The following is a 22,895-nucleotide window of genomic DNA, read 5'->3' as shown; positions in this document are numbered from 1 at the left end:
AGGCGGGCCGCGTCATGGCCACTGCATCCGAGACTCCCGTACTGGACACGATCGCCGCGATGACGATCGACTCCCTCGAGCACTGCAACATGGACGAGCGGACGCTCATCCTGTCCCGTATCGCCGCGCTCGTGGCCATGGACGCACCGGCGATCTCCTACCTGGCCCACATCAACCCCGCGATCAAGGCCGAGTTCACCGTCGAGCACCTGCAGGACCTGCTCGTCGCGATCGCCCCCGTCGTGGGGACCGCGCGCGTGATGTCGGCCGCGGGCCACATCGCCGAGGCGTTCGGGGTCACGCTGGCGATGGCCGAGAGCGAGGCCGAAGCCATCGCCCAGGCGGAGGCACAGAGCCGCAGCGGGTCCTGAGCCCGGGGTTCTGAGCCCGCGTCCCCAGCCCACTCTGGACGCCGGTCCTGAGCCTGGGTCCTCAGCCACTCAGGACCGCAGGTCGGCAGGCTTGTCGGCCACGACGTTGCCCCGCATGAGCCACGTCGGACCTTCGGCGTAGGCGCCTGCCTCGGCGCAGAACGCGGCGAAGTAAGGGCCGCCCGCGTGCGCGTTGAAGGCGTCGACGCCCCGAGCCGCCCGGCTGCCGAACGGGGGAGCCCCGGGTGCGCGAGGGTGGGGTGCGTTTGAGCCTGGTGACATGAGCATTCGCCCCTGGGTCGTCGTCGAGGCGCCGGACAGCCGTGGGCTTCGCCGGGTGACCAGGGGCAGCGAGACGGTGGGCAGTGCCTGGTCGTCGGGCGATCTGCGCCGAATACTGCGCCATCTCGACTTCCCGGACGACATCGATCTGGACGACCCTGCGTTCATCAGCTGGCGCGGAGGAGACAGCGACACGTGGCCGGACCGGCCGTGGCGAAGACGCGCGACCCTCGCCCTGATGACGGCCGGACTGCTGGCCTCCCTGGTGCTCAGCGCGCTGGTCGGCTGGCCGGACGCCGCCGGGGCGCTCACCTTCGCGCAACGGATGACCGGGGTCCTTTTCGTGCTGTCGGGCCTGGTGCAGGGCTTGGCCGCGGCGGCGGCGCTCGACTACTGGGGTAGTCGGCGGTTCAGGGGATCCGGGGCGGTCGTCCTGCTCGGGGTGCTCATCGCGCTGGCCACGGACAGCCTGCTGCTGTTCATGTGGCTCGAAGAGATGGAGCCCACCCCGTATCTGCTGATGTTCCTGCCGCTGTGGTGCTGGTCCGTCTGGGCGCTCGTCGTGCTGGTGCGGGACGACTGCTGGCAAGGAGTGCCACGGCCCAAGCGGTTCGCGGCCGGCGTGGTCGTCACCGCACTCCTGACCGGTGTCAGCCTCGCGTACTCGACCATGTACCAGCCCGCCGCGGCCCCCATGCACCTCTCCTTGAAGGCGAAGTTCGGGACGGCGCGGTCGGATCGTGGGGCGCCCTTCGTCCATGTACCGCTCTCGCTCCACATGAAGAACACCGGCGGCATCCCCGTCTACATCACCAACGACATCTACACGGTCCGCGGCAAAGGCGCCACGTACTCCGAAATCCATGGCAACCAGGACATGTTGCGGGAATGGAGGCGCAGCGCGGGGCGGGGGAATGCGCTCGGGGACGTGGAGCGCTACGCCGATCGCCTCACCAGGACCGTCATCAGCAGCAGTCATGTCTACGGACCGGGAAAGTGGCTCGAAGTCGGGCAGGAGTACACCGTAGAGCGCGTGTTTCAGATTCCCAGGGACGCGCCCTTCGGCACCGTCGCCGTCACCATGCAGGTTTCCTATATGAGGAAGGACCGGGGAAAGCTGGACGTGGACCAGTTCAAAAATCCCCACTACACATGGCGGACGAACGAGGAGGGGTATTACTGCCCCTGGCAATCATGCGGGCAGCAACTCGTCTACGGCGGGCGCGTTCGGCACAACAACAACCTCATCAACGTGACGCGCAAGCCCCGCTTCGTGTGGGCGACCTGGTCACCGGGTCGTCAGCCGTACGCCTCCGTCTCGTCCCTCGCTCACTGGAACAAGACGGTTTCCGAGCAGGAAGTGAAGAGGGAACTGGACCGGTACGGCGCGGCGAGCATTCGGGCCGAAGCGGAGGTCCCCGTCGCGGAACTGCTGAGCTCCGCCGGTCTGTGACGACACCCCCGAAACGACACCTCCGCCGCCGCCCTAATAGTCGTCACTCACCACCCAGTCGCCTGCCGTGACCCCCTGATCCTCCAGGTACGCGGCGGACTGCTTGCAGTGGGCCGTCGAAATTCCCCCGACGTCCGAGGTCAGCTCATCCACTCCCACGACCTCGGCAAGGCTGCTGATGAGCTTCGCGACCGGGAAGGGGGCGTGCGTGTTCTCGTTGTTGCGCAAGAAGGCGCGGACGTCGAGCACGTCATCTCCCTCGGCCCTGGCCTTCCAGAAGTCCTTGACTCCAGCGCTGTCCCAGCTCTGCGGAGTCAGGCCCTCCAGCCCGTCCGAGAGTTTCCGCTCCGAGACGGAATCGAATATCGCGTTGGCGCAGACTTCGGCGGCCTTGCCGAGAGAGGCATCCGGCGATTCCTGATCGGAGGCCGCCTTCCGCTGCTCTTCCTTCATACGGGCCGTCTGCTCCCGCATCTCACGCCGGGCCTCGGACTGCTCCTCCTGCGAGGAATCGGGGTCGCTCGCCAGCCTCATCTGCCGGCCGGCCCGCTCGGACCTGTCCGTGAGTTCCTGTCGATTCCCGACGTCGTCCCCCTGCGTCTCGGCCGGGCTCGAACCGACGAGGCCCTGCGAGGGGTCCGAGCCGATGAGATAGCCGATCGACGAACTCACGGGCACTGCTGTGTCACCCGTCTCGCCCCCGCCGTTGGTCTGCTCCATGGCGTGGTTCACGTCTTCGACGATCGTCGCGAGCTGCTCCCGCCACTTCTGCGGTTGCCCGGTGTCGGCGATCGTGTCCAGGGCGGAAGTCGTCCGATTCGCCACCAGGAAGACCCTCGACCCGTCCTCGTCCGCCACCTCCGGCTCCTGGCCCGCCTCCAGCGTGGCGGTCACCTGCTTCACGAGCCCGCTCAGCCGGTCCCGCAGCTCGCCGGGTGTGCCGTCGTCGCTGATGACACCGAGCGTCGAGGCCAGCGCCCGGGCGCTCCCGGTGACCGCGCCCCGGTCCTGGGGTGTCGTCTCCGGGTCGGTCACTGCCCGCAGCGTGGCGGTGAGGGAGTCGACGGTCGATCTGAGGTCCTCGGGCACGTCGTCGCGCCTGTCGTTCAGAGTCGCCGTCACCTCTGCGAGGGCCTGCTTCTGCTCCTGCGGGGGCTCGGCGGTCGTCTCGCCCTCGGTGTCGGGCGGGCCCGACGGCCGGTCAGTGGGGGGCGTGTCGTCCGGAGTTGCCTCGTCGGCCGGTGCGGAGCCGGTCGGCGTGTCCGTCGGCGTGGAGGTCCGGTCGGGCGTGGAAGGCTCCGCTGTCGGAGTCGGGGGCGCGGTGGGCACGGGGGACGTGGGCGACGGTGGTGGTGTCGTCTGCGCGGGCGCGTGGGCCATCGCACTCGTCAGCCCCACCGGCACGGCGAGCGCCGCGGCGAGGAGGGATGCGTGGACCCTGTGGAAGGCGTACCGCCGAGTGGTTCTGGCCATGTTGGTTCCAGATGCGCTGGGCGCTGTACCGCATCAACTCTGTGCCGACCCGGGCCTGTGCAATCCACTGTTCACCCGCTGCGCGCATCCCGCAATGCGAACGCCCGGCCTCGGGCCGGGTGTTGTCTCCAGGGCCTCCAGGGCTGACGGGTCCGAGGATCCGCACATAGTTGTGGCCTGCAATTGGATCCGGACAGGTGCCTGCGGCGTCTACACGGACATGGACCTTGAGAAGCCACCGGCTCGGCAGCAGGACCAGGCGCCCGAGGGGTGTCTTGTCGTCGCGATCCGGCTGCCCGTGCGGATCGTCGTGCTCGTACTCGTCGTGCCGGTGCGGATGGCCTGGGACGCGCTCGTCGTCGCCGGGCGCTTCCTGAACGACACGGTGCTCCGACCGGTGGGCCGGGCGCTGCTGTGGCTCGGCCGGGCGGTGTTCGTGTGGCCGTTCGTGGCCCTGTGGCGGTACGTCGTGGTTCCGGTCGCCCACGGCCTCGCCTGGCTCGGGAACGTGCTCTTCGTCATACCCCTCGTGTGGCTGTACCGGTACGTACTCACTCCCGTCGGGCACGCGTGCGCGTGGGTGGCGCGGGGGATCGGGGCAGGGCTCGCGTGGCTGTACGCGCGCGTGCTCACCCCCATCGGGCACGCCGTGCTGTGGGTCCTCAAGGGGCTCGGCGCGGTGCTCGCCGCCATCGGGCTGGGTGTGTTCGCAGCCATGGCCTGGCTGGCGCGATACCTGCTCGTCGTACCGGCCCGGTGGCTGTACGAGTGGGTCCTCACCCCGGTCGGTCATGCCATCGCCTGGTGTGCGAAGGGCGTGGTGTGGCTCGTGAGCACCGTCGTCACCGGCATCGGGATCGCGCTGTACTGGATCGTGCGCGTGCTGTGCGTGCTGCCCGCGCTGGCCCTGTACCGGTGGGTTCTCGCCCCGGTCGGCCGGGCGCTCGCCGTCGTCGGCAGGGAGATCCGGGACGCCCTTGGGCACGCCTGGCGGATCGCCGGCCACATCTCGCTCGCCGTCGGCCGGTTCCTCGCGAACCTGTTCCGATGGACCTTCGTCGAGCCGGCGCGCTGGGTGTACCGCACCGTGCTCACGCCCGTCGGACATGTTCTCCGGGACGCGGTGCTGCGGCCCGTCGCCGAGGCCGCCCGCAGCGTGGGCCGGGCCACCCGGCAGGCCATCGCGTCCGCCCGGGAGTCCGTACGACAGGCGCGCGCCGACTTCCGGCGGATGCTGTTCGGGGACTCCCGGGAGCGTGAAGCCGTGCCCGGGCGGGAACCTCGGGGCCGCGAGACACGTACTCTTGGTAGCAGTACGACCGCTCTCACGAAGGACTGAACGACACTGGGCAAGCGACAGCCCGAAGGCCCGCCGCCCGCACCCGCGGTGCAGCGCATCCGACTGCGCTACACCAAGCGCGGCCGCCTCCGGTTCACCAGCCACCGTGACTTCCAGCGCGCCTTCGAGCGTGCGCTGCGCCGTGCCGAGGTGCCGATGGCGTACTCGGCGGGGTTCACGCCGCATCCGAAGGTGTCGTACGCCAATGCCGCACCCACCGGCACGGGCAGTGAGGCGGAGTATCTGGAGATCGCCCTCACCGAGGCGCGTGATCCGGAGCAGCTGAGAGTGCTCCTCGACGCGTCGCTGCCCACCGGGCTCGACGTCGTGGACGCGGTCGAGGCCCGGGTCTCCGGGCTCGCCGACCGGCTCACGGCGTCCGTCTGGGAGCTGCGGCTCGACGGTGTGGACCCGGCCGACGCCGCGCGAGCGGTCGCCGCCTTCGACGCCGCCGAGTCCGTCGAGGTACAGCGCATGACCAAGAACGGCGTGCGCACCTTCGACGCCCGCCCCGCGGTCGTCCGACTGGAAAGCTCCGGCGCGACAGACACGGCAGACAGGACAGACGCGTCAGAAACGCACAGTTCCCAGGCTGATAGGCCGACCGACCAGCCCTGTGCGATACTGCGGCTGGTTGTTCGGCACGTGACGCCTGCCGTACGACCCGACGACGTCCTGTCCGGTCTCCGCGCCGTGGCCGACCTGGCGCCGCCGGTCCCCGCAGCGGTGACCAGGCTGGCGCAGGGGCTGTTCGATGAAGAGACCGGCACGGTGACCGACCCGCTCGCGCCCGACCGCGAGGCAGCGACGGCCCCAACCAAGGCCGAGCCCGCTGCCGCCGCGACGGCGCCGGCGTAAGGAAGGTTCCGCGTAGGGACGCACGTCGAAAGCGCCGCCCTCGTACTCGGGAGCCACCTGGGTCGGGCAGCGCACCGACCAGAAGACTTTCGCCAGGCCGTACGCATGAGGCGTACGGAACCGGCGAGACAGGACACAGAGAGCTCCCGTGCGGCGCCCGCGCCCCGGACGGCGGCAGTCGCGCACCGCGCGAGCCGCGGACGTCACCGGCATGCCGCCGGACCAGGCGCGGCGCCCGGGAGCCTGACGGGAGAAACGCCCGCATGCTCGAACCGACCGAACCCACCGAGGGTTCCGAACCGAACACTCCCAGCGACACCCTGCCGCCGCGCCGTCGGCGTCGTGCCGCGTCCCGCCCGGCGGGACCGCCCGTGGCCGCCGAGGCGCAGCCCGCGGAGGTTGTCGAGCCGGCCATACCGGTCGCGGATGCCGCGGATGTCGCGGCTGTGACCGAGGCCGAGAAGGCCGAGGAGAACGCCGAGGCCGTCGAGGCCGAGGTGACTCCCGAGGCCACTGAGGACGAAGAGGCCGAGGAGACGACGGAGGCCGTGGCGGCCGCCGAGGAGGCCGCGCCCACCGGTCGTCCGCGGCGCCGTGCGGTGCGCCGCGCGTCCGCGCCCGCCGGGGCGCCCGAGGCCGCCGAGACCGCCGAGACCGTCGTTCCCGTGACGGCCGCCGCGCCGGTCGCCGAGGAAGCGACCCCGGCCGCCGCCACGGAGAGCACCGAGGCCGCCGCCGAGCCGGCCGCGCCCCGTACGCGTCGCCGTGCCGTGCGCCGCGCGTCGGCACCCGCCGGTGCCCCCGCGCCCGTCGAGGCGGCCGAGTCCGCTACCGAGACCACGGCCGCGGCAGACACCACTGCCGCCGCCGGGACCGCTGCCGCTGTCGAGACCCCTGCCGCCGTCGAAACGGAAACGGCTGAGCCGGCCGAGCCCGCCGAAGAGGCCGCCCCGCGTCGTGCGCGTCGTCGTGCCACGCGTCGGGTGTCCGCGCCCTCCGGGACGCCGGACGCCGCCGAGGCCGCCGCCGAGACGGAGGCGCCCGCCGCTGTCGCGCCCGCGGAGCCCGCCGAGGAGGCCGCGCCGCGTCGTACGCGTCGCCGTGCCACGCGGCGTGGAGCCGAGGCCGCTGCCGCCGAGGCACCCGCCGAGACGACCGGCACGCCTGAGTCCACCGAGCCGTCGGTGACGGCCGAGACCCCCGGGACCCCGGTGTCCGCCGGTGTCGAGACCGAGACCGAGACCGGTGAGGAAGCCGGGCCCCGGCGCCGTCGCCGGGTCGTCCGTCGGGCCGCCGCCGGGTTCGCCGAGCCCGCTCGGGCCGCCGCCTCCGAGGAGGCCGAGGACGCACCGCGTCCGGCGCGGCCCGCCGTGGCCGTGTTCCAGGCGCCCGTGTTCACCGAGCCCCAGTTCCAGACGCCCGAGCGCGCCGCCGCCGCGGCCGCCGCCGAGGCGGAGACCGAGGACGTCGAGGAGCTCCCGGAGGAGCAGGCCGGCGCGTCCAGGCGCCGTCGCCGCCGCCGCGGACACGTCGAGGAGACCGAGACCCGGGTCGCCGGGACCGCCGCCGAGGACGAGACCGAGGAAGCCGAGGAGGGCGCCGAGGACATCGCCGACGGCGAGGAGTCCGAGGAGACCGAGGAGACCGGGTCGCGTCGTCGCCGTCGGCGTGGTGGCCGGCGTCGTCGTCGCGGTGAGGCCGCGGACGCCGACGGTGGTGACACCGACGGCGACGAGACCGCCGCCGCGCAGGCCGAGCAGGACGCCGAGGACACCGCCGAGCAGGAGGAAGAGGACGAGGAGGACGCGCGCGCCGAGGACGGCGGAGGGTCCAGCTCCTCCAGCCGTCGCCGTCGTCGCCGCAGGCGTCGCGCCGGTGACTCCTCCGTGGACACCGAGCCCGGCGACGGCGACCCCGAGCGCACCGTCGTCAAGGTCCGCGAGCCCCGTCCGAAGGCCGAGCCGTCCGACGAGGTGCAGTCGATCAAGGGCTCCACCCGTCTGGAGGCCAAGAAGCAGCGCCGCCGCGAAGGCCGTGAGCAGGGCCGCCGTCGTGTCCCGATCATCACCGAGGCCGAGTTCCTGGCCCGCCGTGAGGCCGTCGAGCGCGTGATGGTGGTCCGTCAGCACGGCGACCGCACCCAGATCGGCGTCCTCGAGGACAACGTGCTCGTGGAGCACTACGTCAACAAGGAGCAGTCGACCTCGTACGTCGGGAATGTGTATCTGGGCAAGGTCCAGAACGTTCTTCCCTCGATGGAGGCCGCCTTCATCGACATCGGCAAGGGACGCAACGCCGTCCTGTACGCCGGTGAGGTCAACTTCGAGGCGCTCGGCATGGCCAACGGGCCGCGGCGTATCGAGTCCGCCCTGAAGTCCGGCCAGTCCGTGCTCGTCCAGGTGACGAAGGACCCGATCGGCCACAAGGGCGCCAGGCTCACCAGCCAGGTCTCCCTCCCCGGGCGCTACCTCGTGTACGTCCCCGAGGGCTCCATGACCGGCATCAGCCGCAAGCTGCCCGACACCGAGCGGGCCCGGCTGAAGACGATCCTCAAGAAGATCGTCCCCGAGGACGCGGGCGTCATCGTGCGCACCGCCGCCGAGGGCGCGAGCGAGGACGAGCTGCGCCGCGACGTCGAGCGGCTCCAGGCGCAGTGGGAAGAGATCCAGAAGAAGGCCAAGAACGGCAACGCCCCGACGCTGCTGTACGGCGAGCCGGACATGACCGTCCGGGTCGTCCGCGACATCTTCAACGAGGACTTCTCCAAGGTCGTCGTCAGCGGTGACGACGCCTGGCAGACCGTCCACGGGTATGTCTCGCACGTGGCGCCGGACCTGGCCGAGCGGCTGCAGAAGTGGACGTCCGAGGTCGACGTCTTCGCCACGTACCGGATCGACGAGCAGCTCGCCAAGGCGCTGGACCGCAAGGTCTGGCTGCCCAGCGGCGGTTCGCTGGTGATCGACCGGACCGAGGCGATGGTCGTCGTCGACGTCAACACCGGCAAGTTCACCGGCCAGGGCGGCAACCTGGAGGAGACGGTCACCAGGAACAACCTGGAGGCGGCCGAGGAGATCGTGCGCCAGCTGCGGCTGCGCGACCTCGGCGGCATCATTGTGATCGACTTCATCGACATGGTGCTGGAGTCCAACCGGGACCTGGTGCTGCGGCGCCTGCTCGAGTGCCTGGGCCGGGACCGTACGAAGCACCAGGTCGCCGAGGTGACCTCGCTGGGGCTCGTCCAGATGACCCGCAAGCGGGTCGGCCAGGGCCTGCTGGAGTCCTTCTCCGAGACCTGCGTGCACTGCAACGGCCGCGGTGTCATCGTGCACATGGAGCAGCCGACGTCCACCGGCGGTGGCGGCAAGCGCAAGAAGCGCGCGCGGGCCGGTGCCGGTCCCGAGCACGTCCACGAGGCGTCCGTCGCCACCGAGCCGGCCGAGACGGCCGAGGAGGAGGCGGAGACCGAGGCCGAGGTCGCCGCGGAGGTCGCCGAGCCGGCCGCGCTCGCCGAGCCCGCCTTCGCGCCCGACGAGGAGCTGTACAGCAGCGTCGCCGAGGCGGAGGCCGCCGTACGCGGTGGTCGTTCACGGCGCCGTGGGGGCCGGCGCGTGTCGGCTCCGGCTGGTGCGCCGAAGAAGGCCGAGGCGGTGCCCACCGCTCAGGACGTGACCGTCGCCGAGGAGATCGAGCGCCCGGTCCAGCCCGAGCCGGCCGCGGAGGTCAGGGCCGAGCCGGCGGCAGTCGAGGACGCGGTCGTGCAGACCGAGGCCCCGGCCGCCGAGGAGGCCGCGCCCAAGGGCCGTACCCGGCGTCGCGCCACCCGTAAGGTGTCCGCGCCCGCCGGGTCGCCCGCGGAGGCCGAGACCACCCTGGTGACGGCCGCCGCGACGCCCGAGCCGGTCGCCGAGACCCCGGCCGAGGAGGCTCCCGCCGAGCCGGCCGCGGAGAGCGCCGCCCCGGCCCGTCCGCGCCGCCGTGCCGTGCGCAAGGCCACCGCGCCGAGCGCGTCCGACGAGGCGGCCGTCCTGGTCGTCCCGGCGGGCGAGACGCAGGCCGAGCCCGCCGCGGAGGAGGGCGAGGGCGTCGAGGAGGCCGCTCCGGCCAAGAAGACGGCCCGTAAGACGGCCAAGAAGGCGACGGCGAAGAAGGCCGCCACCAAGAAGACCGCGGCCAAGAAGACGGCCGCCAAGAAGGCGACGGTCAAGAAGGCGGCGAAGACCGCCAAGACGGCCGCGGCCAAGGCGACGGCGAAGAAGACCACGGTCAGCGCCGCCACCGACGAGTGACACTCACCCACCAGTGAGCTGCGGCCGGTCCCTGTGACCGGCCGCACTCCCGTGGGGCCCGGCCCGGTTTGACCCCTTCGGCCAGCGCCCCGTAACCTTGACCGTCGGCGTGTCCGTGGATATAGGCACGCCACATCCCCGTAAACCTCTTCCTCCGGAGCACTGGGTGTCCTGGAGAGGCTGTCCGCATGCCGGGCGGCTGGACTGCGGGGGTGCCGTTCCCGAGCGAGAGAGTGAGATCCGCGTGTACGCCATCGTGCGCAGCGGTGGTCGCCAGCACAAGGTTGCTGTCGGCGACATCGTTGAGGTTGACAAGATTTCCACTGCCAAGGTTGGCGACACGGTCGAGCTCTCGACCCTGCTCGTTGTCGACGGCGACGCTGTGACCAGCGACCCGTGGGTCCTGGCCGGCATCAAGGTCCAGGCCGAGGTCGTGGACCACCACAAGGGCGTCAAGATCGACATCCTTCGCTACAAGAACAAGACCGGCTACCGCCGTCGTCAGGGCCACCGCCAGCAGTACACGGCGATCAAGGTCACTGAGATCCCCGCGGCTGCGAAGTAAGGGACTGAGGAGAGATGGCACACAAGAAGGGCGCATCGTCCACCCGTAACGGTCGTGACTCCAACGCTCAGCGCCTCGGCGTGAAGCGTTTCGGCGGTCAGGTCGTCAACGCGGGCGAGATCCTGGTCCGTCAGCGCGGCACCCACTTCCACCCGGGCGCGGGCGTCGGCCGTGGCGGCGACGACACGCTGTTCGCGCTTCAGGCCGGTGCGGTGGAGTTCGGCACCAGCCGTGGCCGCAAGGTCGTGAACATCGTTCCGGTCGCCTGAGTCTTCTGACTCAACGGCTCTGACCGAGCGTTTCGCGAGGCGGACCTCACTTCCCGTGCGGGAAGGCGGGTCCGCCTTTCGCGTGTTAAAGCAGAGACATATACGTACGTTTTCGCAGTGCTGGAGGCACCTACCATGACCACCTTCGTGGACCGCGTCGAGCTGCACGTCGCCGCGGGTAACGGAGGCCACGGCTGTGCCTCCGTCCACCGTGAGAAGTTCAAGCCGCTCGGCGGACCCGACGGCGGCAACGGCGGACGTGGCGGTGACGTCATCCTGACCGTCGACCAGTCGATCACCACGCTGCTCGACTACCACCACTCCCCGCACCGCAAGGCCACCAACGGCAAGCCCGGTGAGGGCGGCAACCGCTCCGGCAAGGACGGCCAGGACCTGGTGCTGCCGGTGCCGGACGGCACGGTGGTGCTGGACAAGGCGGGCAATGTCCTCGCCGACCTGGTGGGGCACGGCACGTCGTACGTCGCCGCGCAGGGCGGCCGGGGCGGTCTCGGCAACGCCGCGCTGGCCTCGGCCCGGCGCAAGGCGCCCGGATTCGCGCTGCTCGGCGAGCCGGGGGACCTCCAGGACATCGTCCTCGAGCTGAAGACGGTCGCCGACGTCGCCCTGGTCGGGTACCCGAGCGCGGGCAAGTCCTCGCTGATCTCGGTGCTGAGCGCCGCCAAGCCGAAGATCGCCGACTACCCCTTCACGACGCTCGTGCCGAACCTCGGTGTGGTGACGGCCGGTTCGACCGTGTACACCATCGCCGACGTCCCGGGGCTCATCCCGGGCGCCAGCCAGGGCAAGGGCCTGGGCCTTGAGTTCCTGCGGCACGTCGAGCGGTGCAGCGTGCTGGTGCACGTCCTGGACACCGCGACGCTGGAGTCCGACCGTGACCCCGTCTCCGACCTGGACATCATCGAGGCGGAGCTGCGGGAGTACGGCGGCCTGGACAACCGGCCGCGGATCGTCGTCATGAACAAGATCGACGTACCGGACGGCAAGGACCTCGCCGAGATGGTGCGGCCCGACCTGGAGGCCCGTGGTTACCGGGTCTTCGAGGTGTCGGCGGTGGCGCACATGGGTCTGAAGGAGCTGTCGTTCGCGCTGGCCGAGCTGGTGGCCGCGGCGCGGGCCGCGAAGCCGAAGGAAGAGGCGACGCGGATCGTGATCCGGCCCAAGGCCGTCGACGACGCCGGGTTCACCGTGACGCCCGAGGAAGCCGGCGGGGAGCCGCTGTTCCGGGTGCGGGGCGAGAAGCCCGAGCGCTGGGTGCGGCAGACCGACTTCAACAACGACGAGGCGGTGGGCTATCTCGCCGACCGGCTCAACCGCCTCGGTGTCGAGGAGGAGCTGATGAAGGCGGGTGCCCGCGCCGGGGACGGCGTCGCCATCGGCCCCGAGGACAACGCCGTCGTCTTCGACTGGGAGCCGACGATGATGTCCGGTGCCGAGATGCTCGGGCGCCGCGGCGAGGACCACCGCTTCGAGGCACCGCGGCCCGCCGCCCAGCGCAGGCGTGACAAGGAGGCCGAACGGGACGAGGCGGCGCGGGAGTTCGACGACTTCGAGCCGTTCTAGACAGCCGCTTTTGACGACGCCGGGGTGCCGAGAGGCGCCCCGGCGTCGTCGTGTCCGGACCCGGGCACCGGCCGCATCAGCCGGGCACTGGCCGAATCGGTGAACGGCGGGAAAACTCCCGGCGTATCCGAGGGCAACCCCCTGGCATTCCGGTGAGTCGTACTGGGCGGTGCGGATGAGGATCTTGGTCCTTGTCGCGCGCTCCAACCGCCGTTCCGACTGCCGGAGTTGCCGTGCCCTCGCGTTCCCGCCGCACCGTCCTGTCCCGCCGCAGACGCCTGGGACTCGCCACCGGCGTCGCGCTCGTCGCCGGCGCACTGGCGGTCCCCGCCGTCAACGCCGCGACGGAGGCGACCACCGCGGCGCCGAGCAGCAAGCGGCTGCACGACGACTTCAACGGTGACGGGTATCCGGACGTGGCGATCGGCGCGCCGGGCACCGCGCTCGGCAAGCAGCCGAAGGCCGGCGCCGTCAGCGTGCTGTACGGCTCGGCGAGCGGACTGTCGACCTCGCGCAAGCAGGTGCTGACCTGGTCGAGCCGGACGGGAGTCGCACCGGCGCGGACCGAGTACGGCTCCGGGCTGCAGAGCGCCGACCTCGACCGGGACGGCTACGCCGACCTGCTGTCAAGCATGAGGTCGAGCCCGGTGAGCGGCTACGAGGGACGCTTCGTCGTCGTCAACTGGGGCGGGCCCAAGGGGCTCTCGGCCGAGCCGACCGTTCTTCAGGGCATCCCGGCCACCAGCCTCGGAGCCTTCGCCGTGGCCGACGTCGACGGGGACAAGAACCCCGATGTGACGATGATGGGCGACCCGTACGGCGACGACCTCTCCGAGGGCGACGGCAGTGTGCTGCGCGGCCCGTTCACCCGCGGCGGCGACTCGGCGGGCAGCAGGCGTTTCACCGTCGACCCGGACGACATGAGCTTCTTCAGGCTGATCGCGGCCGGTGACGTGACCGGAGACGGCATCGCCGACCTGGCCGTCGGCAGCACCTCCACCGAGGAGTCCGACTCACGCGTGGTGTCGCTGCTCGTCGGCGGGCCCGGCGGCTTCACCGACAAGGGCGTGCTGAAGGACGGCCAGGGCCGCATCATCGGCGGCGAGGACATCGAGATCGGCGACCTGAACAAGGACGGCTACGGAGACATCGTCGTCGGCCACTCCGGCGACAGCTACGACAGCGATGTCGAACTGCCCACCAAGGGCGGCGCGTTGATCGTCGTGTACGGCGGCCCCGGCGGTGTCTCCACCACCCGCAAGCCGGTGTGGATCAACCAGGACAGCCCTGGCGTGCCGGGGGCCGGTGAGTACCACGACGGCATGGGCTCGGGTCTGTCGATCGGCGACACGAACGGCGACGGCTACCTCGACGTGGCGACCGGGCTGCCCGGCGAGGACTTCGACGGCCTCACCGACGCGGGCACCGTGCTGGTGCTGCGCGGCAGTGCGAGCGGGCTCACCGCGAGCGGCCACAAGTCTTTCGGCCAGAACACCGCCGGGGTGCCGGGCACCGCCGAGAAGGCCGACCGTTTCGGCGCGGAGACCGCCCTCGTCGACGGCAACGGCGACAAGAAGGACGGCCTGGTCGTCGGCGACGCGGCCGAGAACGCGGGCAACGGCTCCGCCTGGGTCTTCTCCGCCACCTCCACCGGCGTCACGGCGAGCGGCTCCTTCTCGTTCGGCCCGGCCACCATGGGCCTGCCCGCGACCGGGGCCCTGTTCGGAGCCTCGACGGCCGACTGACGGCGACCACATACCCGTACGAACGCGACACAGGAGAAAGCGACATGAACAAGCACCGCGGCATGCTCCGCACGGGCCTCGCGGTCGTCATGGCCGTCACCGGGGCCGTTGTTCTCCCGGCATCGCAGGCGGCGGCCGGTCCGGCGCCGGCCGCCGCCGAGCGGCACGACGACTTCAACGGCGACGGCTACTCCGACCTCGCGGTGGCGGCGCCCGAGGCGACCGTCGGCGGGAAGACGAAGGCCGGATACGTCGCCGTCGTGTACGGCTCGGCGACCGGGCTCAAGACCTCGTCCAAGCAGGTCATCAGCCAGAACACCCCCGGCGTCACCGACTCCGCCGAGACCGACGACCGGTTCGGCAGCGCGGTGAGCGGCGCGGACCTCGACCAGGACGGCTACGACGACCTCGTGGTCGGCGTCACCGGCGAGGACAGCGTGGAAGGGGGCGCCGAGACCGGGCTCGTGCAGGTCGTCTGGGGCGGCCCGAACGGGCTGTCCGGCGGGGCCGCGCTGGCGTACGGGCACGACACCTATGACCGGCTCAGCGACCACGGACGGCTCACCCTCGGCGATGTGGACGGCGACGGGGCGACGGACCTCGTGGTCGTGGAAGGCACGTACAAACTGCGCGTCGTCAAGGGGCCGTTCGGCCGGGACGGCTCGGCGAGCGGTGGCGAGCAGACCGTCGCGGACGACTCCGACCCCAGGTTCCTGGATCTGGCCACCGGCGATGTCGACGGCGACGGCATCGACGATGTCGTCGGCACGATGAACGACGGTGACGAGTACGACGCCCGCCGCATCACGTACTGGCGGGGCACCGCCGACGGGCTCGCAGCCGAGGGCGTCGTGCTCCGGGACAGCAGGGACTGGCGGGTGCAGGGCGGCGAGTCCGTCGGCGTCGGTGACGTGAACCGGGACGGGTACGCGGACATCGTCGTGGGCCGCCCGGTCGACGGCTACGACAGCGACCTCGACACCCCGATCCCCAAGGGCGGCCGGGTCGCCTTCATCCCCGGCTCCGCGAACGGCCCGCTCGGCACGAAGGCGACGTACGTCAACCAGGACAGCGCCGGAGTCCCGGGCGCCGCCGAGCGCGGCGACGGCTTCGGCACCGACATCTCGGTCGCCGACGTCGACGGCGACGGGTACGCCGATGTCGCGACCGGCGTACCCGGCGAGGACTTCGACGGCCTCAGCGACGCCGGCGGCACCGTCGTCCTGCGCGGCGGCGCGAACGGCCTGACCGGCGCGGGCGCCAAGGGCGTCAACCAGAACACCGCCGGTGTGCCGGGCGTGGCGGAGACCAAGGACGTCTTCGGCACCGCCACCCACCTCGTCGACGGCGACGGCGACGGCCGTGCCGAACTCGCCGTCGGCGCACCGGGGGAGAACGCCGACGCCGGCTCGGTGTGGGTGTTCAGGTCCACCTCGGCCGGGATCACCCCGACCGGCTCGTTCACCTTCGGTGCCGGGACCCTCGGCACGGTCGCGGCGAAGGCCCGGCTCGGCGCGGGGTTCACCTACTGATCCACTCGGCGCCGGGTTCACCCACTGATCCACCGGCGGACCCGTCGCGGTCGGGGCACGTTCGTGTGCTCCTGCGACGGGTCTTCTGTTGTCTCCCTGTTTGTCATGCACGCGAAGTATGCCGTTCAACGGGCGGACCGCCCTGAGGCATGAGCATCCGAAGTGTCCAAGAGGCCAGCGAGGCAAGGGAGTTCGCCGATGACCGGAGAGACCGGATCCGTGTCGACCGACAGACGCCGTTTCCTGACCGCCGGAGCCGCTGTGCTCGGCGCCGCCGCCTCCGCCCAGCTGTGGCTGCCGACCGCGGCCCGGGCCGCCGAAACCCCGCTGCCCGACGGCGTGTTCAGCCTCGGCGTGGCGTCCGGCGACCCGCTGCCGGACGGCATCGTGCTGTGGACGCGGCTCGCCCCCGACCCCTTGGGCGGCGGCGGCATGCCCGACGCGGTCGTCTCGGTCGAGTGGGAGCTCGCGGAGGACGAGCGGTTCCGCAAGCCGGTGCGCCGCGGCGTCGCCCAGGCCCGGCCCGAGCTGGGACACAGCGTGCATGTCGACGTACGGCGGCTCCGCCCGGGCCGTACGTACTGGTACCGCTTCCGCGCCGGCGGCCAGCTGTCGCCCACCGGCCGCACCCGCACCGCGCCCCACCCGCACAGCTCCGGCGGCCGGCTCCGCATGGCGCTGGCGTCCTGCCAGAACTGGCAGCACGGCTACTTCACGCCGTACGCCGACATGCTCGACCAGGACCCCGACTTCGTGCTGTTCGTCGGCGACTACATCTACGAGTCCACGCCGTCGTCGACGGGCGTGCGCCGGCACGAGGGCACGGGTGAGCCGTACAGCCTGACGCAGTACCGCAACCGGTACGCCCAGTACCGCACCGACCCGGACCTCGCGGCGATGCACGCCAACGCGCCCTTCGTGGTGACCTTCGACGATCACGAGATCGACAACGACTTCGCCGGCGAGATCCCGCAGGACCCGGACAAGCAGTCGCACGACGCCTTCGTGGCCCGGCTGACCGCCGGCTACCAGGCGTTCTACGAGCACATGCCGGTCAGGGCGAGCGCCATCCCGAACGGCCCGCACATCCAGATGTACCGCCGCCTGGAGTTCGGCCGGCTGGCCCGCCTGAGCGTGCTGGACACCCGGCAGTACCGCAGCGACCAGGTCAAGAGCCAGGAGGCGGCCCAGGACCCCGCGCTCACCATGCTGGGCGCGGAGCAGAAGCAGTGGCTGATCAACGGGCTGCGGCACTCGCCGGCCCGCTGGAACATGATCGGCTCGCAGATCATGATGGCCGAGACCGACCTCCAGGTCGGCCCGGGCAAGCTCTGGTTCTACGACGCCTGGGACGGCTACCAGGTGGAGCGCAACGCCCTGATGGAGGAGCTGAAGCACGTCCGCAACCCGGTCGTGTTCACCGGCGACCGCCATCTGACGATGATCAGCGACCTCAAGGAGGACTACGCCGACCCGGACTCCGCGGTCGTCGGCGCCGAGTTCGTCGGTACGTCCATCTCCAGCAACGGCGACCAGGACCAGGACGCCTTCCACCGCGAATGGGACCCGCGCGTGGCGGACAACCCGCACTGGAAGCTGCTCGACGCCCACCGCGGCTACCACCTCTTCGACATCCGCCGCGACGGGATCGACGCACAGGTGCGGATCGTGGACACGGTCCGGCAGCAGACGGCGACGCCGAGCACGCTCGCGCGGCTGCGGGTGGAGTCGGGCCGGCCGGGCGTCGAGGTCGTGTAACCGCCGTAACGGCTGGTGGGGACCTGGGACTCATCCGTGTCCCAGGTCACTCTCAGCACGGTCTCAGGAACCTCTCTTACCGTCCTCTGACCATGGAGACGGACTGTACGAGAGATGAACTCCGGGGCAACCCCGCCGCGATCGCCCCGCTTCCCGCCGGGACCCGGCTGCTGCACATCGGCCCGCACAAGACCGGCACCACCTCGATCCAGGGGGCGCTGTTCGCGGCGAAGGACGAGATGGCCCGGCACGGCGTCGAGTGGCCGGCCGGCACCCGGCACCCCATGGAGGCGGTCCTGGCCGCCTGCGCCCGCACCGGCATGCTGGGCGACACCCCGCCCACCGAGCGGCACTGGCAGCGGCTGCTGGAGCAGGTCCGCGCCACGGGCCGGCGCACCTCGGTGCTGAGCAGCGAGTTCTTCGCCGACGCCCCCGACGACGGGACGATCGGGCGGATCGTCGAGCAGCTCGACGGCGACCGCGGCCGGGTACATGTCCTGGTCACCCTGCGCCCGCTCGCACGGATCATGCCCTCGCAGTGGCAGCAGTACGTGCAGAACGGCCTGCGCATGGGCTACGAGGACTGGCTCACGCACCTGCTGAGGAAGCCGCCGTACGAGAAGCCCAACCCCAGCTTCTGGCACCGGCACCGGCACGACCGGCTCGTCGAGCGCTGGGCGCGGGTGGCCGGCGCCGAGCGCGTCACCGTCGTCGTGGTGGACGACACCGACCGCGAGGGGCTGATGCGCACCTTCGAGGCGCTACTCGGGCTGCCGAAAGGTCTGTTGAGTCCCGTTCCGGACACGGCGAATCGCTCACTCACCCTCGCCGAGACCGAAATGCTGCGGAATCTTAATAAGGAATTCCGGGCCAATGAACTGCCACCGGAGCTGTATTCACGGCTCGTCCGGAACGGCGCCGTGATGCATATGAAGAACACGTGCACTCCCGGTCCCGGCGATGTGAAGATCGGCACCCCGCGGTGGGCCGTCGAGGCCGCCGCCGGGATCGGCGCGGAGATGGCGGAGCGTATCGGGGGCATGGGGGTGCGGGTCCTCGGTGACATGCGCCTTCTTTCGGCCGGGCCCGAGCCCGCGACCGGGACGGAGGCCGGGCCGCGCATCGCCCCCGAGGTCGCCGCCCGGGCGCTCTACGGGGCCCTCGCCGCGGCCGCTGCGGTGCCGGTCGGTCAGGTCAGGGCGCGCACCGTCCACCAGGCCTCTTCGGGTGAACTCGTGCGGGTACTCGGCCATCGCTGCCTCAAGCGGCTGCGGCTTCGCTGAGCCCGCGTCGCCCCCTGTGCGGTTACTCACAGCAATGATCAGGAACCTCCGGAGGGCCTCTCGCCATTGACCATGCGTACAAGGTGAATGACAGGTTGCGCGCACATATGCGGCCGGGGACGCTCACCTTGCACTGCGGTAACCACAAGTGGGACCATTTCCGGGTTCCCAGTCGCCACAAGGTAGGTCACCTGTGTCCCAGCACATAGCCAAGCCCCGTACCACCGCAGTGATCCTGGCCGGTGGCACCGGTCAGCGGGTGGGTCTGTCGATCCCCAAGCAGCTGCTGAAGATCGCCGGCAAGGCAGTCATCGAGCACACCCTGACCACCTTCGAGAAGGCCGACTCGATCGACGACGTCATCGTGCTGATGGCGCCCGGCTACGTGCCGGACATCGAGAAGATCGTCGCCAAGGCCGGGTTCACCAAGGTCAAGAAGATCATTGAAGGCGGCTCCACGCGAAACGAGACCACCGAGCGCGCCATCGAGGCCCTCGGTGAGGGCCTGGCCGAGGGCGAGGACCTGAACGTCCTCTTCCACGACGCCGTACGCCCGCTGCTGTCACAGCGCGTGATCGACGACTGTGTCGTGGCCCTCGAGCGCTTCCAGGCCGTCGACGTCGCCATCCCGTCCGCGGACACCATCATCGTCACGCGCACGCACGGCGAGGACGGCGAGTTCATCACCGAGATCCCGGACCGCTCCCGGCTGCGCCGCGGCCAGACGCCGCAGGCGTTCAAGCTGTCCACGATCAAGCGGGCCTACGAGGTCGCCGCGGGTGACCCCAACTTCCAGGCCACGGACGACTGCTCCGTCGTGCTCAAGTACCTGCCGGACGTGCCGATCCACGTCGTCGCGGGCGACGAGTACAACATGAAGGTCACCCAGCCGGTCGACGTCTTCATCGCCGACAAGCTCTTCCAGCTGGCCTCCACCGCCGCTCCCGAGCAGGTGAGCGAGGAGGCCTACCGCGAGCTGCTGACCGGCAAGACCGTCGTCGTCTTCGGCGGCAGCTACGGCATCGGCAAGGACATCGCCGAACTCGCCGAGTCCTACGGCTCCACGGTGTACGCGCTGGGCCGCTCCACCACCGGCACGCACGTGGAGAACCCGGAGGAGGTCGACGACGCGCTGTCCAAGGCGTACGCGGAGACCGGCCGGATCGACTACGTCGTCAACACCGCCGGTGTGCTGCGCATCGGCAAGCTGGCCGAGACCGACAACGCCACCATCGAGGAGGCGCTGAAGGTCAACTACCTGGCCCCGGTGCAGATCGCGCGCTCCTCGTACAAGTACCTCTCCGAGACCAAGGGCCAGTTGCTGCTGTACACCTCCAGCAGCTACACCCGCGGTCGCGCCGAGTACAGCCTGTACTCCTCGACCAAGGCCGCCATGGTGAACCTCACCCAGGCCCTGTCCGACGAGTGGGCCGGCGACGGCATCCGGGTGAACTGCATCAACCCCGAGCGCACCGCCACGCCGATGCGTACCAAGGCTTTCGGCCAGGAGCCCGCGGGCAGCCTGCTGTCCTCCGAGGCGGTCGCCCGGACCTCCCTCGACGTGCTGCTCTCCGAGCTGACCGGCCATGTCATCGACGTCCGCCAGCAGGACCCGACGGCGGCCGCCGGCCAGGCCTCCGGCTTCGAGCAGGCGCTGGCCAGCGTCCTCGACCGGCAGGACGGCATGGCATAATCAAGATTTAATAGCCTTATGGAATTCAGGCCTCTGCGAATCTTCGTTCACGAAGAATTCACAGGGGCCTGAGTCCTTCCCCCTTCAGACCGGCCCCTCTCCTGAGCAGGTTCTACGTGATATCCACTGCTATTCGCGTCGCCCGGGTGGGCAGCGCGGCCGAGCTGGCCGCGGCGGCCCTCATGATGCTGGGCTTCCCGGCACTCATGCTGGCCGCGCTCGTCCCGAGCGTCCCCGCCTTCGCCGCCGCGGCCGCCGTGACGTACCTGGCGGACCACTATCTGCACCGCAAGGGCAGCTATCTGGTCAACCGCCTGAGCAAGGTCCGGGCCGGTCTGTCGATCCGCTTCCTGATCCGGCAGCTGCTGCTGATCCTGCTGCTCGCCCGGCTCGGTCTCGCGGACGACCTGATCTACTACGGTGCGATCGCCTGCTTCATCGCCTTCTACGGCCTCCAGGCCCCGCACGGCGCGCTGGTCACCCTGATCCGCAACCGCCGCCGGATGCCGGTCGCCACCCGCAACGTCGATCTGGCCTCGCGCATCCGCATCCCGGACGCCCCGCCGCGCGTACTGCTGCACCGCTCCGCCGAGAAGATGCTGCACCTCGACCTCGCGGCCGTCGCCGGCATCCTCGTCTCGGCCGCTCTGGAGTCCGCCGTCGCCGGTTTCATCGGCATCGGCGTCACCGTGGGCCTGGGCTGCCTGTACGTCCTCGGGCTCGTGCCGTACGTCCGCGGCGCGAAGATCCCGCCGAACGCCGAGAAGGTGCTGGCCGCCGTCGACGACTGGCTGGCCGAGTACCGGCCCGAGACGGTGCTGTACTTCTCCGGCTCCAAGGACTCCGCCTACCAGGTCAACATGTGGCTGGAGACCATGGAGCAGCTGGACTCCAAGCCGCTGATCATCCTGCGTGAGCGGGTCATCCTGAACAACCTGGCGCCCACCACGGTCCCCGTGATCTGCGTGCCCGGCGGCGTCCACCTGATGAACCTGGACCTGACCAACGTGCGCGTCGCCCTGTACGCCGCGAACGTGGGCAAGAACATCCACCTGCTGCGCGTGCCCACCATGAAGCACGTCTTCATCGGCCACGGCGACAGCGACAAGCTGGCCAGCGTCAACCCGTACAGCAAGGTCTACGACGAGGTGTGGACCGCCGGCCGGGCGGGCCGCGACCGCTACGCCATAGCGGACGTCGGCGTCCGCGACGATGACATCGTCGAGGTCGGCCGTCCTCAGCTGGCGCCGATCCAGAGCTTCAGCGGTGTCCCCGGGGGGCGGATCCCGACGGTGCTGTACGCGCCCACCTGGGAGGGCTGGGACGGCAACCCCGGCAACACCTCGATCGTGCTGGCCGGCGAGAACATCGTCGAGAAGCTGGTGAAGGCCGACCCGCCGGTCCGTGTGCTGTACAAGCCGCACCCGTTCACCGGCACCGTCAGCAAGGAGGCCGGCGCCGCGCACCGCCGGATCACCGCCCTGGTCGAGCAGGCCGCCGTCGAGCGCGCGGGCGACGCGCGCTTCACCGCCGACGCCGCCGAGCGCGCCGCCGCCAAGGCCGAGCTGGCCCGGATCGAGACCCGGCTCGCCGAGCTGTCCGGCAAGGGCAACGGCAACGCCAAGGGCGACGAGGCCGAGGCCACCCGCGACGGCATGGTCGACCTCGCCCGGTACGAGGAGGCCGCCCGGCTGCGCGCCGAGTGGAACGCCGCGTACTGGCGCTCCTTCGGCAGCCACGAGCACCGCGTCATCACGGGCGCCGAGCCGCGTCTGTACGACTGCTTCAACGTCTCCGACGCGATGGTCTCCGACATCTCCAGCGTGGTGTCCGACTTCATCGCCAGCGGCAAGCCGTACGCCGTCACCGACTCGGCCGAGCTCGGCGTGGAGGAGTTCAAGCGGCAGAACACGGCCGTGCGTGCCGCGGTGATCCTGTCGAACGCCGCCACCGAGCTGGACGGCCTGCTGGACGCCGTACGCGACCCGGCGGCCGACTCGCTGGCCGAGGACCGCGCCGACCTCAAGCGGTACCTGCTGGGACCGGACGAGCCGACGTCCATCGAGCAGTTCAACACCGCCGTGGCGAACCTCGCGATCAAGGCCGACGCCCGCAACGTCGGCCAGGAGTCACGGGCGGCGGCCGGAGCCGCCGAGCCGGAGCCGGCGCCCGTGCCGGCGCAGCGGCTGACGGCGGCCGGGGACGACCTGAACGGCTGACCCCCGCACCCCACCAACGGCGCGGCCCCCGAGGAGCATTCCTCGGGGGCCGCGCCGTTCTCGTCGGCCTCTTACGTTTCCCGAATAGCGTGACTCCATGTCAGTTCCCCATGTGATCTGACTCACCAAAGCACGTCCATGAGGCAACCGCTTCCCGGACCCACCCGTCTACCAGGTAGCGAATGAGC

Annotated in this window: 16 protein-coding genes; 14 read left to right on the top strand and 2 right to left on the bottom strand. The window is 70.9% G+C overall.

The features are described from left to right. The first annotated feature begins 14 nt into the window (after positions 1-14). The gene (locus ACFPQ9_RS24760; protein ID WP_380857198.1) at positions 15-371 is read left to right on the top strand and encodes a carboxymuconolactone decarboxylase; all 357 of its coding nucleotides are present in this window, start codon (positions 15-17) and stop codon (positions 369-371) included. Positions 372-440: 69 nt separating this feature from the next. Here ACFPQ9_RS24760 and ACFPQ9_RS24755 read toward each other — a convergent pair whose 3' ends face one another. After that, on the bottom strand, positions 441-653 hold the full coding sequence (locus ACFPQ9_RS24755; protein WP_380857195.1) for a hypothetical protein: 213 nt from the start codon (positions 651-653) through the stop codon (positions 441-443). Between ACFPQ9_RS24755 and ACFPQ9_RS24750 the strand changes: the two genes are divergently transcribed. After that, entirely contained in the window at positions 652-2,106 is a 1,455-nt protein-coding gene (locus ACFPQ9_RS24750; RefSeq protein ID WP_380857192.1) for a hypothetical protein, read from the top strand. The two genes, ACFPQ9_RS24755 and ACFPQ9_RS24750, sit on opposite strands and share 2 nt — an antisense overlap. Positions 2,107-2,139: 33 nt before the next feature. Here ACFPQ9_RS24750 and ACFPQ9_RS24745 read toward each other — a convergent pair whose 3' ends face one another. Then, on the bottom strand, positions 2,140-3,579 hold the full coding sequence (locus ACFPQ9_RS24745; RefSeq protein WP_380857189.1) for a hypothetical protein: 1,440 nt from the start codon (positions 3,577-3,579) through the stop codon (positions 2,140-2,142). A 220-nt stretch (positions 3,580-3,799) separates the two neighbouring features. Here ACFPQ9_RS24745 and ACFPQ9_RS24740 point away from each other — a divergent pair, with 220 nt between their 5' ends. The 12 genes from ACFPQ9_RS24740 (at position 3,800) to ACFPQ9_RS24685 (ending at position 22,707) form a co-directional block, all read left to right on the top strand. Beyond that, on the top strand, positions 3,800-4,918 hold the full coding sequence (locus ACFPQ9_RS24740; RefSeq protein ID WP_380857186.1) for a hypothetical protein: 1,119 nt from the start codon (positions 3,800-3,802) through the stop codon (positions 4,916-4,918). Between the two features lie 48 nt (positions 4,919-4,966). Then, the gene (locus ACFPQ9_RS24735) at positions 4,967-5,776 is read left to right on the top strand and encodes a TIGR03936 family radical SAM-associated protein (RefSeq protein WP_380857183.1); all 810 of its coding nucleotides are present in this window, start codon (positions 4,967-4,969) and stop codon (positions 5,774-5,776) included. A 263-nt stretch (positions 5,777-6,039) separates the two neighbouring features. Further along, positions 6,040-10,062, top strand: coding sequence for an Rne/Rng family ribonuclease (locus ACFPQ9_RS24730; protein ID WP_380857180.1), 4,023 nt, complete (start codon positions 6,040-6,042; stop codon positions 10,060-10,062). Between the two features lie 244 nt (positions 10,063-10,306). Then, positions 10,307-10,627: a 50S ribosomal protein L21 gene (gene rplU, locus ACFPQ9_RS24725; protein ID WP_007381993.1), complete on the top strand. Its 321-nt coding sequence runs from the start codon at positions 10,307-10,309 to the stop codon at positions 10,625-10,627. Between the two features lie 14 nt (positions 10,628-10,641). Beyond that, positions 10,642-10,896, top strand: coding sequence for a 50S ribosomal protein L27 (gene rpmA / locus ACFPQ9_RS24720; RefSeq protein ID WP_030051735.1), 255 nt, complete (start codon positions 10,642-10,644; stop codon positions 10,894-10,896). A 135-nt stretch (positions 10,897-11,031) separates the two neighbouring features. After that, a complete protein-coding gene (gene obgE / locus ACFPQ9_RS24715) occupies positions 11,032-12,477 on the top strand; it encodes a GTPase ObgE (protein ID WP_380857174.1) in 1,446 nt (481 codons plus the stop codon). A 233-nt stretch (positions 12,478-12,710) separates the two neighbouring features. Then, entirely contained in the window at positions 12,711-14,222 is a 1,512-nt protein-coding gene (locus tag ACFPQ9_RS24710) for an integrin alpha (protein ID WP_380857171.1), read from the top strand. A 44-nt stretch (positions 14,223-14,266) separates the two neighbouring features. Beyond that, on the top strand, positions 14,267-15,754 hold the full coding sequence (locus ACFPQ9_RS24705; RefSeq protein WP_380857168.1) for a VCBS repeat-containing protein: 1,488 nt from the start codon (positions 14,267-14,269) through the stop codon (positions 15,752-15,754). 198 nt (positions 15,755-15,952) lie between these two features. Then, complete coding sequence (locus ACFPQ9_RS24700) at positions 15,953-17,512, top strand: alkaline phosphatase D family protein (protein ID WP_380857165.1); 1,560 nt, start codon at positions 15,953-15,955, stop codon at positions 17,510-17,512. 92 nt (positions 17,513-17,604) lie between these two features. Continuing rightward, positions 17,605-18,795: a hypothetical protein gene (locus tag ACFPQ9_RS24695; protein WP_380857162.1), complete on the top strand. Its 1,191-nt coding sequence runs from the start codon at positions 17,605-17,607 to the stop codon at positions 18,793-18,795. A gap of 193 nt (positions 18,796-18,988) precedes the next feature. After that, a complete protein-coding gene (locus tag ACFPQ9_RS24690) occupies positions 18,989-20,488 on the top strand; it encodes a D-ribitol-5-phosphate cytidylyltransferase (RefSeq protein WP_380857159.1) in 1,500 nt (499 codons plus the stop codon). A gap of 146 nt (positions 20,489-20,634) precedes the next feature. Next, entirely contained in the window at positions 20,635-22,707 is a 2,073-nt protein-coding gene (locus ACFPQ9_RS24685) for a hypothetical protein (protein WP_380858653.1), read from the top strand. Positions 22,708-22,895 lie beyond the last annotated feature (188 nt).

This window comes from Streptomyces coerulescens (assembly GCF_042657965.1).
In the GTDB taxonomy this organism is placed as follows: Bacteria; Actinomycetota; Actinomycetes; order Streptomycetales; family Streptomycetaceae; genus Streptomyces; species Streptomyces coerulescens.
Note: the sequence above shows the minus strand (reverse complement) of the source record. Positions and strands in the feature narration are given on the sequence as shown.

What these genes read in the sequence shown, in the direction of transcription:
- ACFPQ9_RS24760 (WP_380857198.1), top strand. Translation starts at nt 15, where the DNA reads ATGGCCACTGCATCCGAGACTCCCGTACTGGACACGATCGCCGCGATG.
- ACFPQ9_RS24750 (WP_380857192.1), top strand. Translation starts at nt 652, where the DNA reads ATGAGCATTCGCCCCTGGGTCGTCGTCGAGGCGCCGGACAGCCGTGGG.
- ACFPQ9_RS24755 (WP_380857195.1), bottom strand. Translation starts at nt 653, where the DNA reads ATGTCACCAGGCTCAAACGCACCCCACCCTCGCGCACCCGGGGCTCCC.
- ACFPQ9_RS24745 (WP_380857189.1), bottom strand. Translation starts at nt 3,579, where the DNA reads ATGGCCAGAACCACTCGGCGGTACGCCTTCCACAGGGTCCACGCATCC.
- ACFPQ9_RS24740 (WP_380857186.1), top strand. Translation starts at nt 3,800, where the DNA reads ATGGACCTTGAGAAGCCACCGGCTCGGCAGCAGGACCAGGCGCCCGAG.
- ACFPQ9_RS24730 (WP_380857180.1), top strand. Translation starts at nt 6,040, where the DNA reads ATGCTCGAACCGACCGAACCCACCGAGGGTTCCGAACCGAACACTCCC.
- rpmA (WP_030051735.1), top strand. Translation starts at nt 10,642, where the DNA reads ATGGCACACAAGAAGGGCGCATCGTCCACCCGTAACGGTCGTGACTCC.
- obgE (WP_380857174.1), top strand. Translation starts at nt 11,032, where the DNA reads ATGACCACCTTCGTGGACCGCGTCGAGCTGCACGTCGCCGCGGGTAAC.
- ACFPQ9_RS24705 (WP_380857168.1), top strand. Translation starts at nt 14,267, where the DNA reads ATGAACAAGCACCGCGGCATGCTCCGCACGGGCCTCGCGGTCGTCATG.
- ACFPQ9_RS24700 (WP_380857165.1), top strand. Translation starts at nt 15,953, where the DNA reads ATGACCGGAGAGACCGGATCCGTGTCGACCGACAGACGCCGTTTCCTG.
- ACFPQ9_RS24695 (WP_380857162.1), top strand. Translation starts at nt 17,605, where the DNA reads ATGGAGACGGACTGTACGAGAGATGAACTCCGGGGCAACCCCGCCGCG.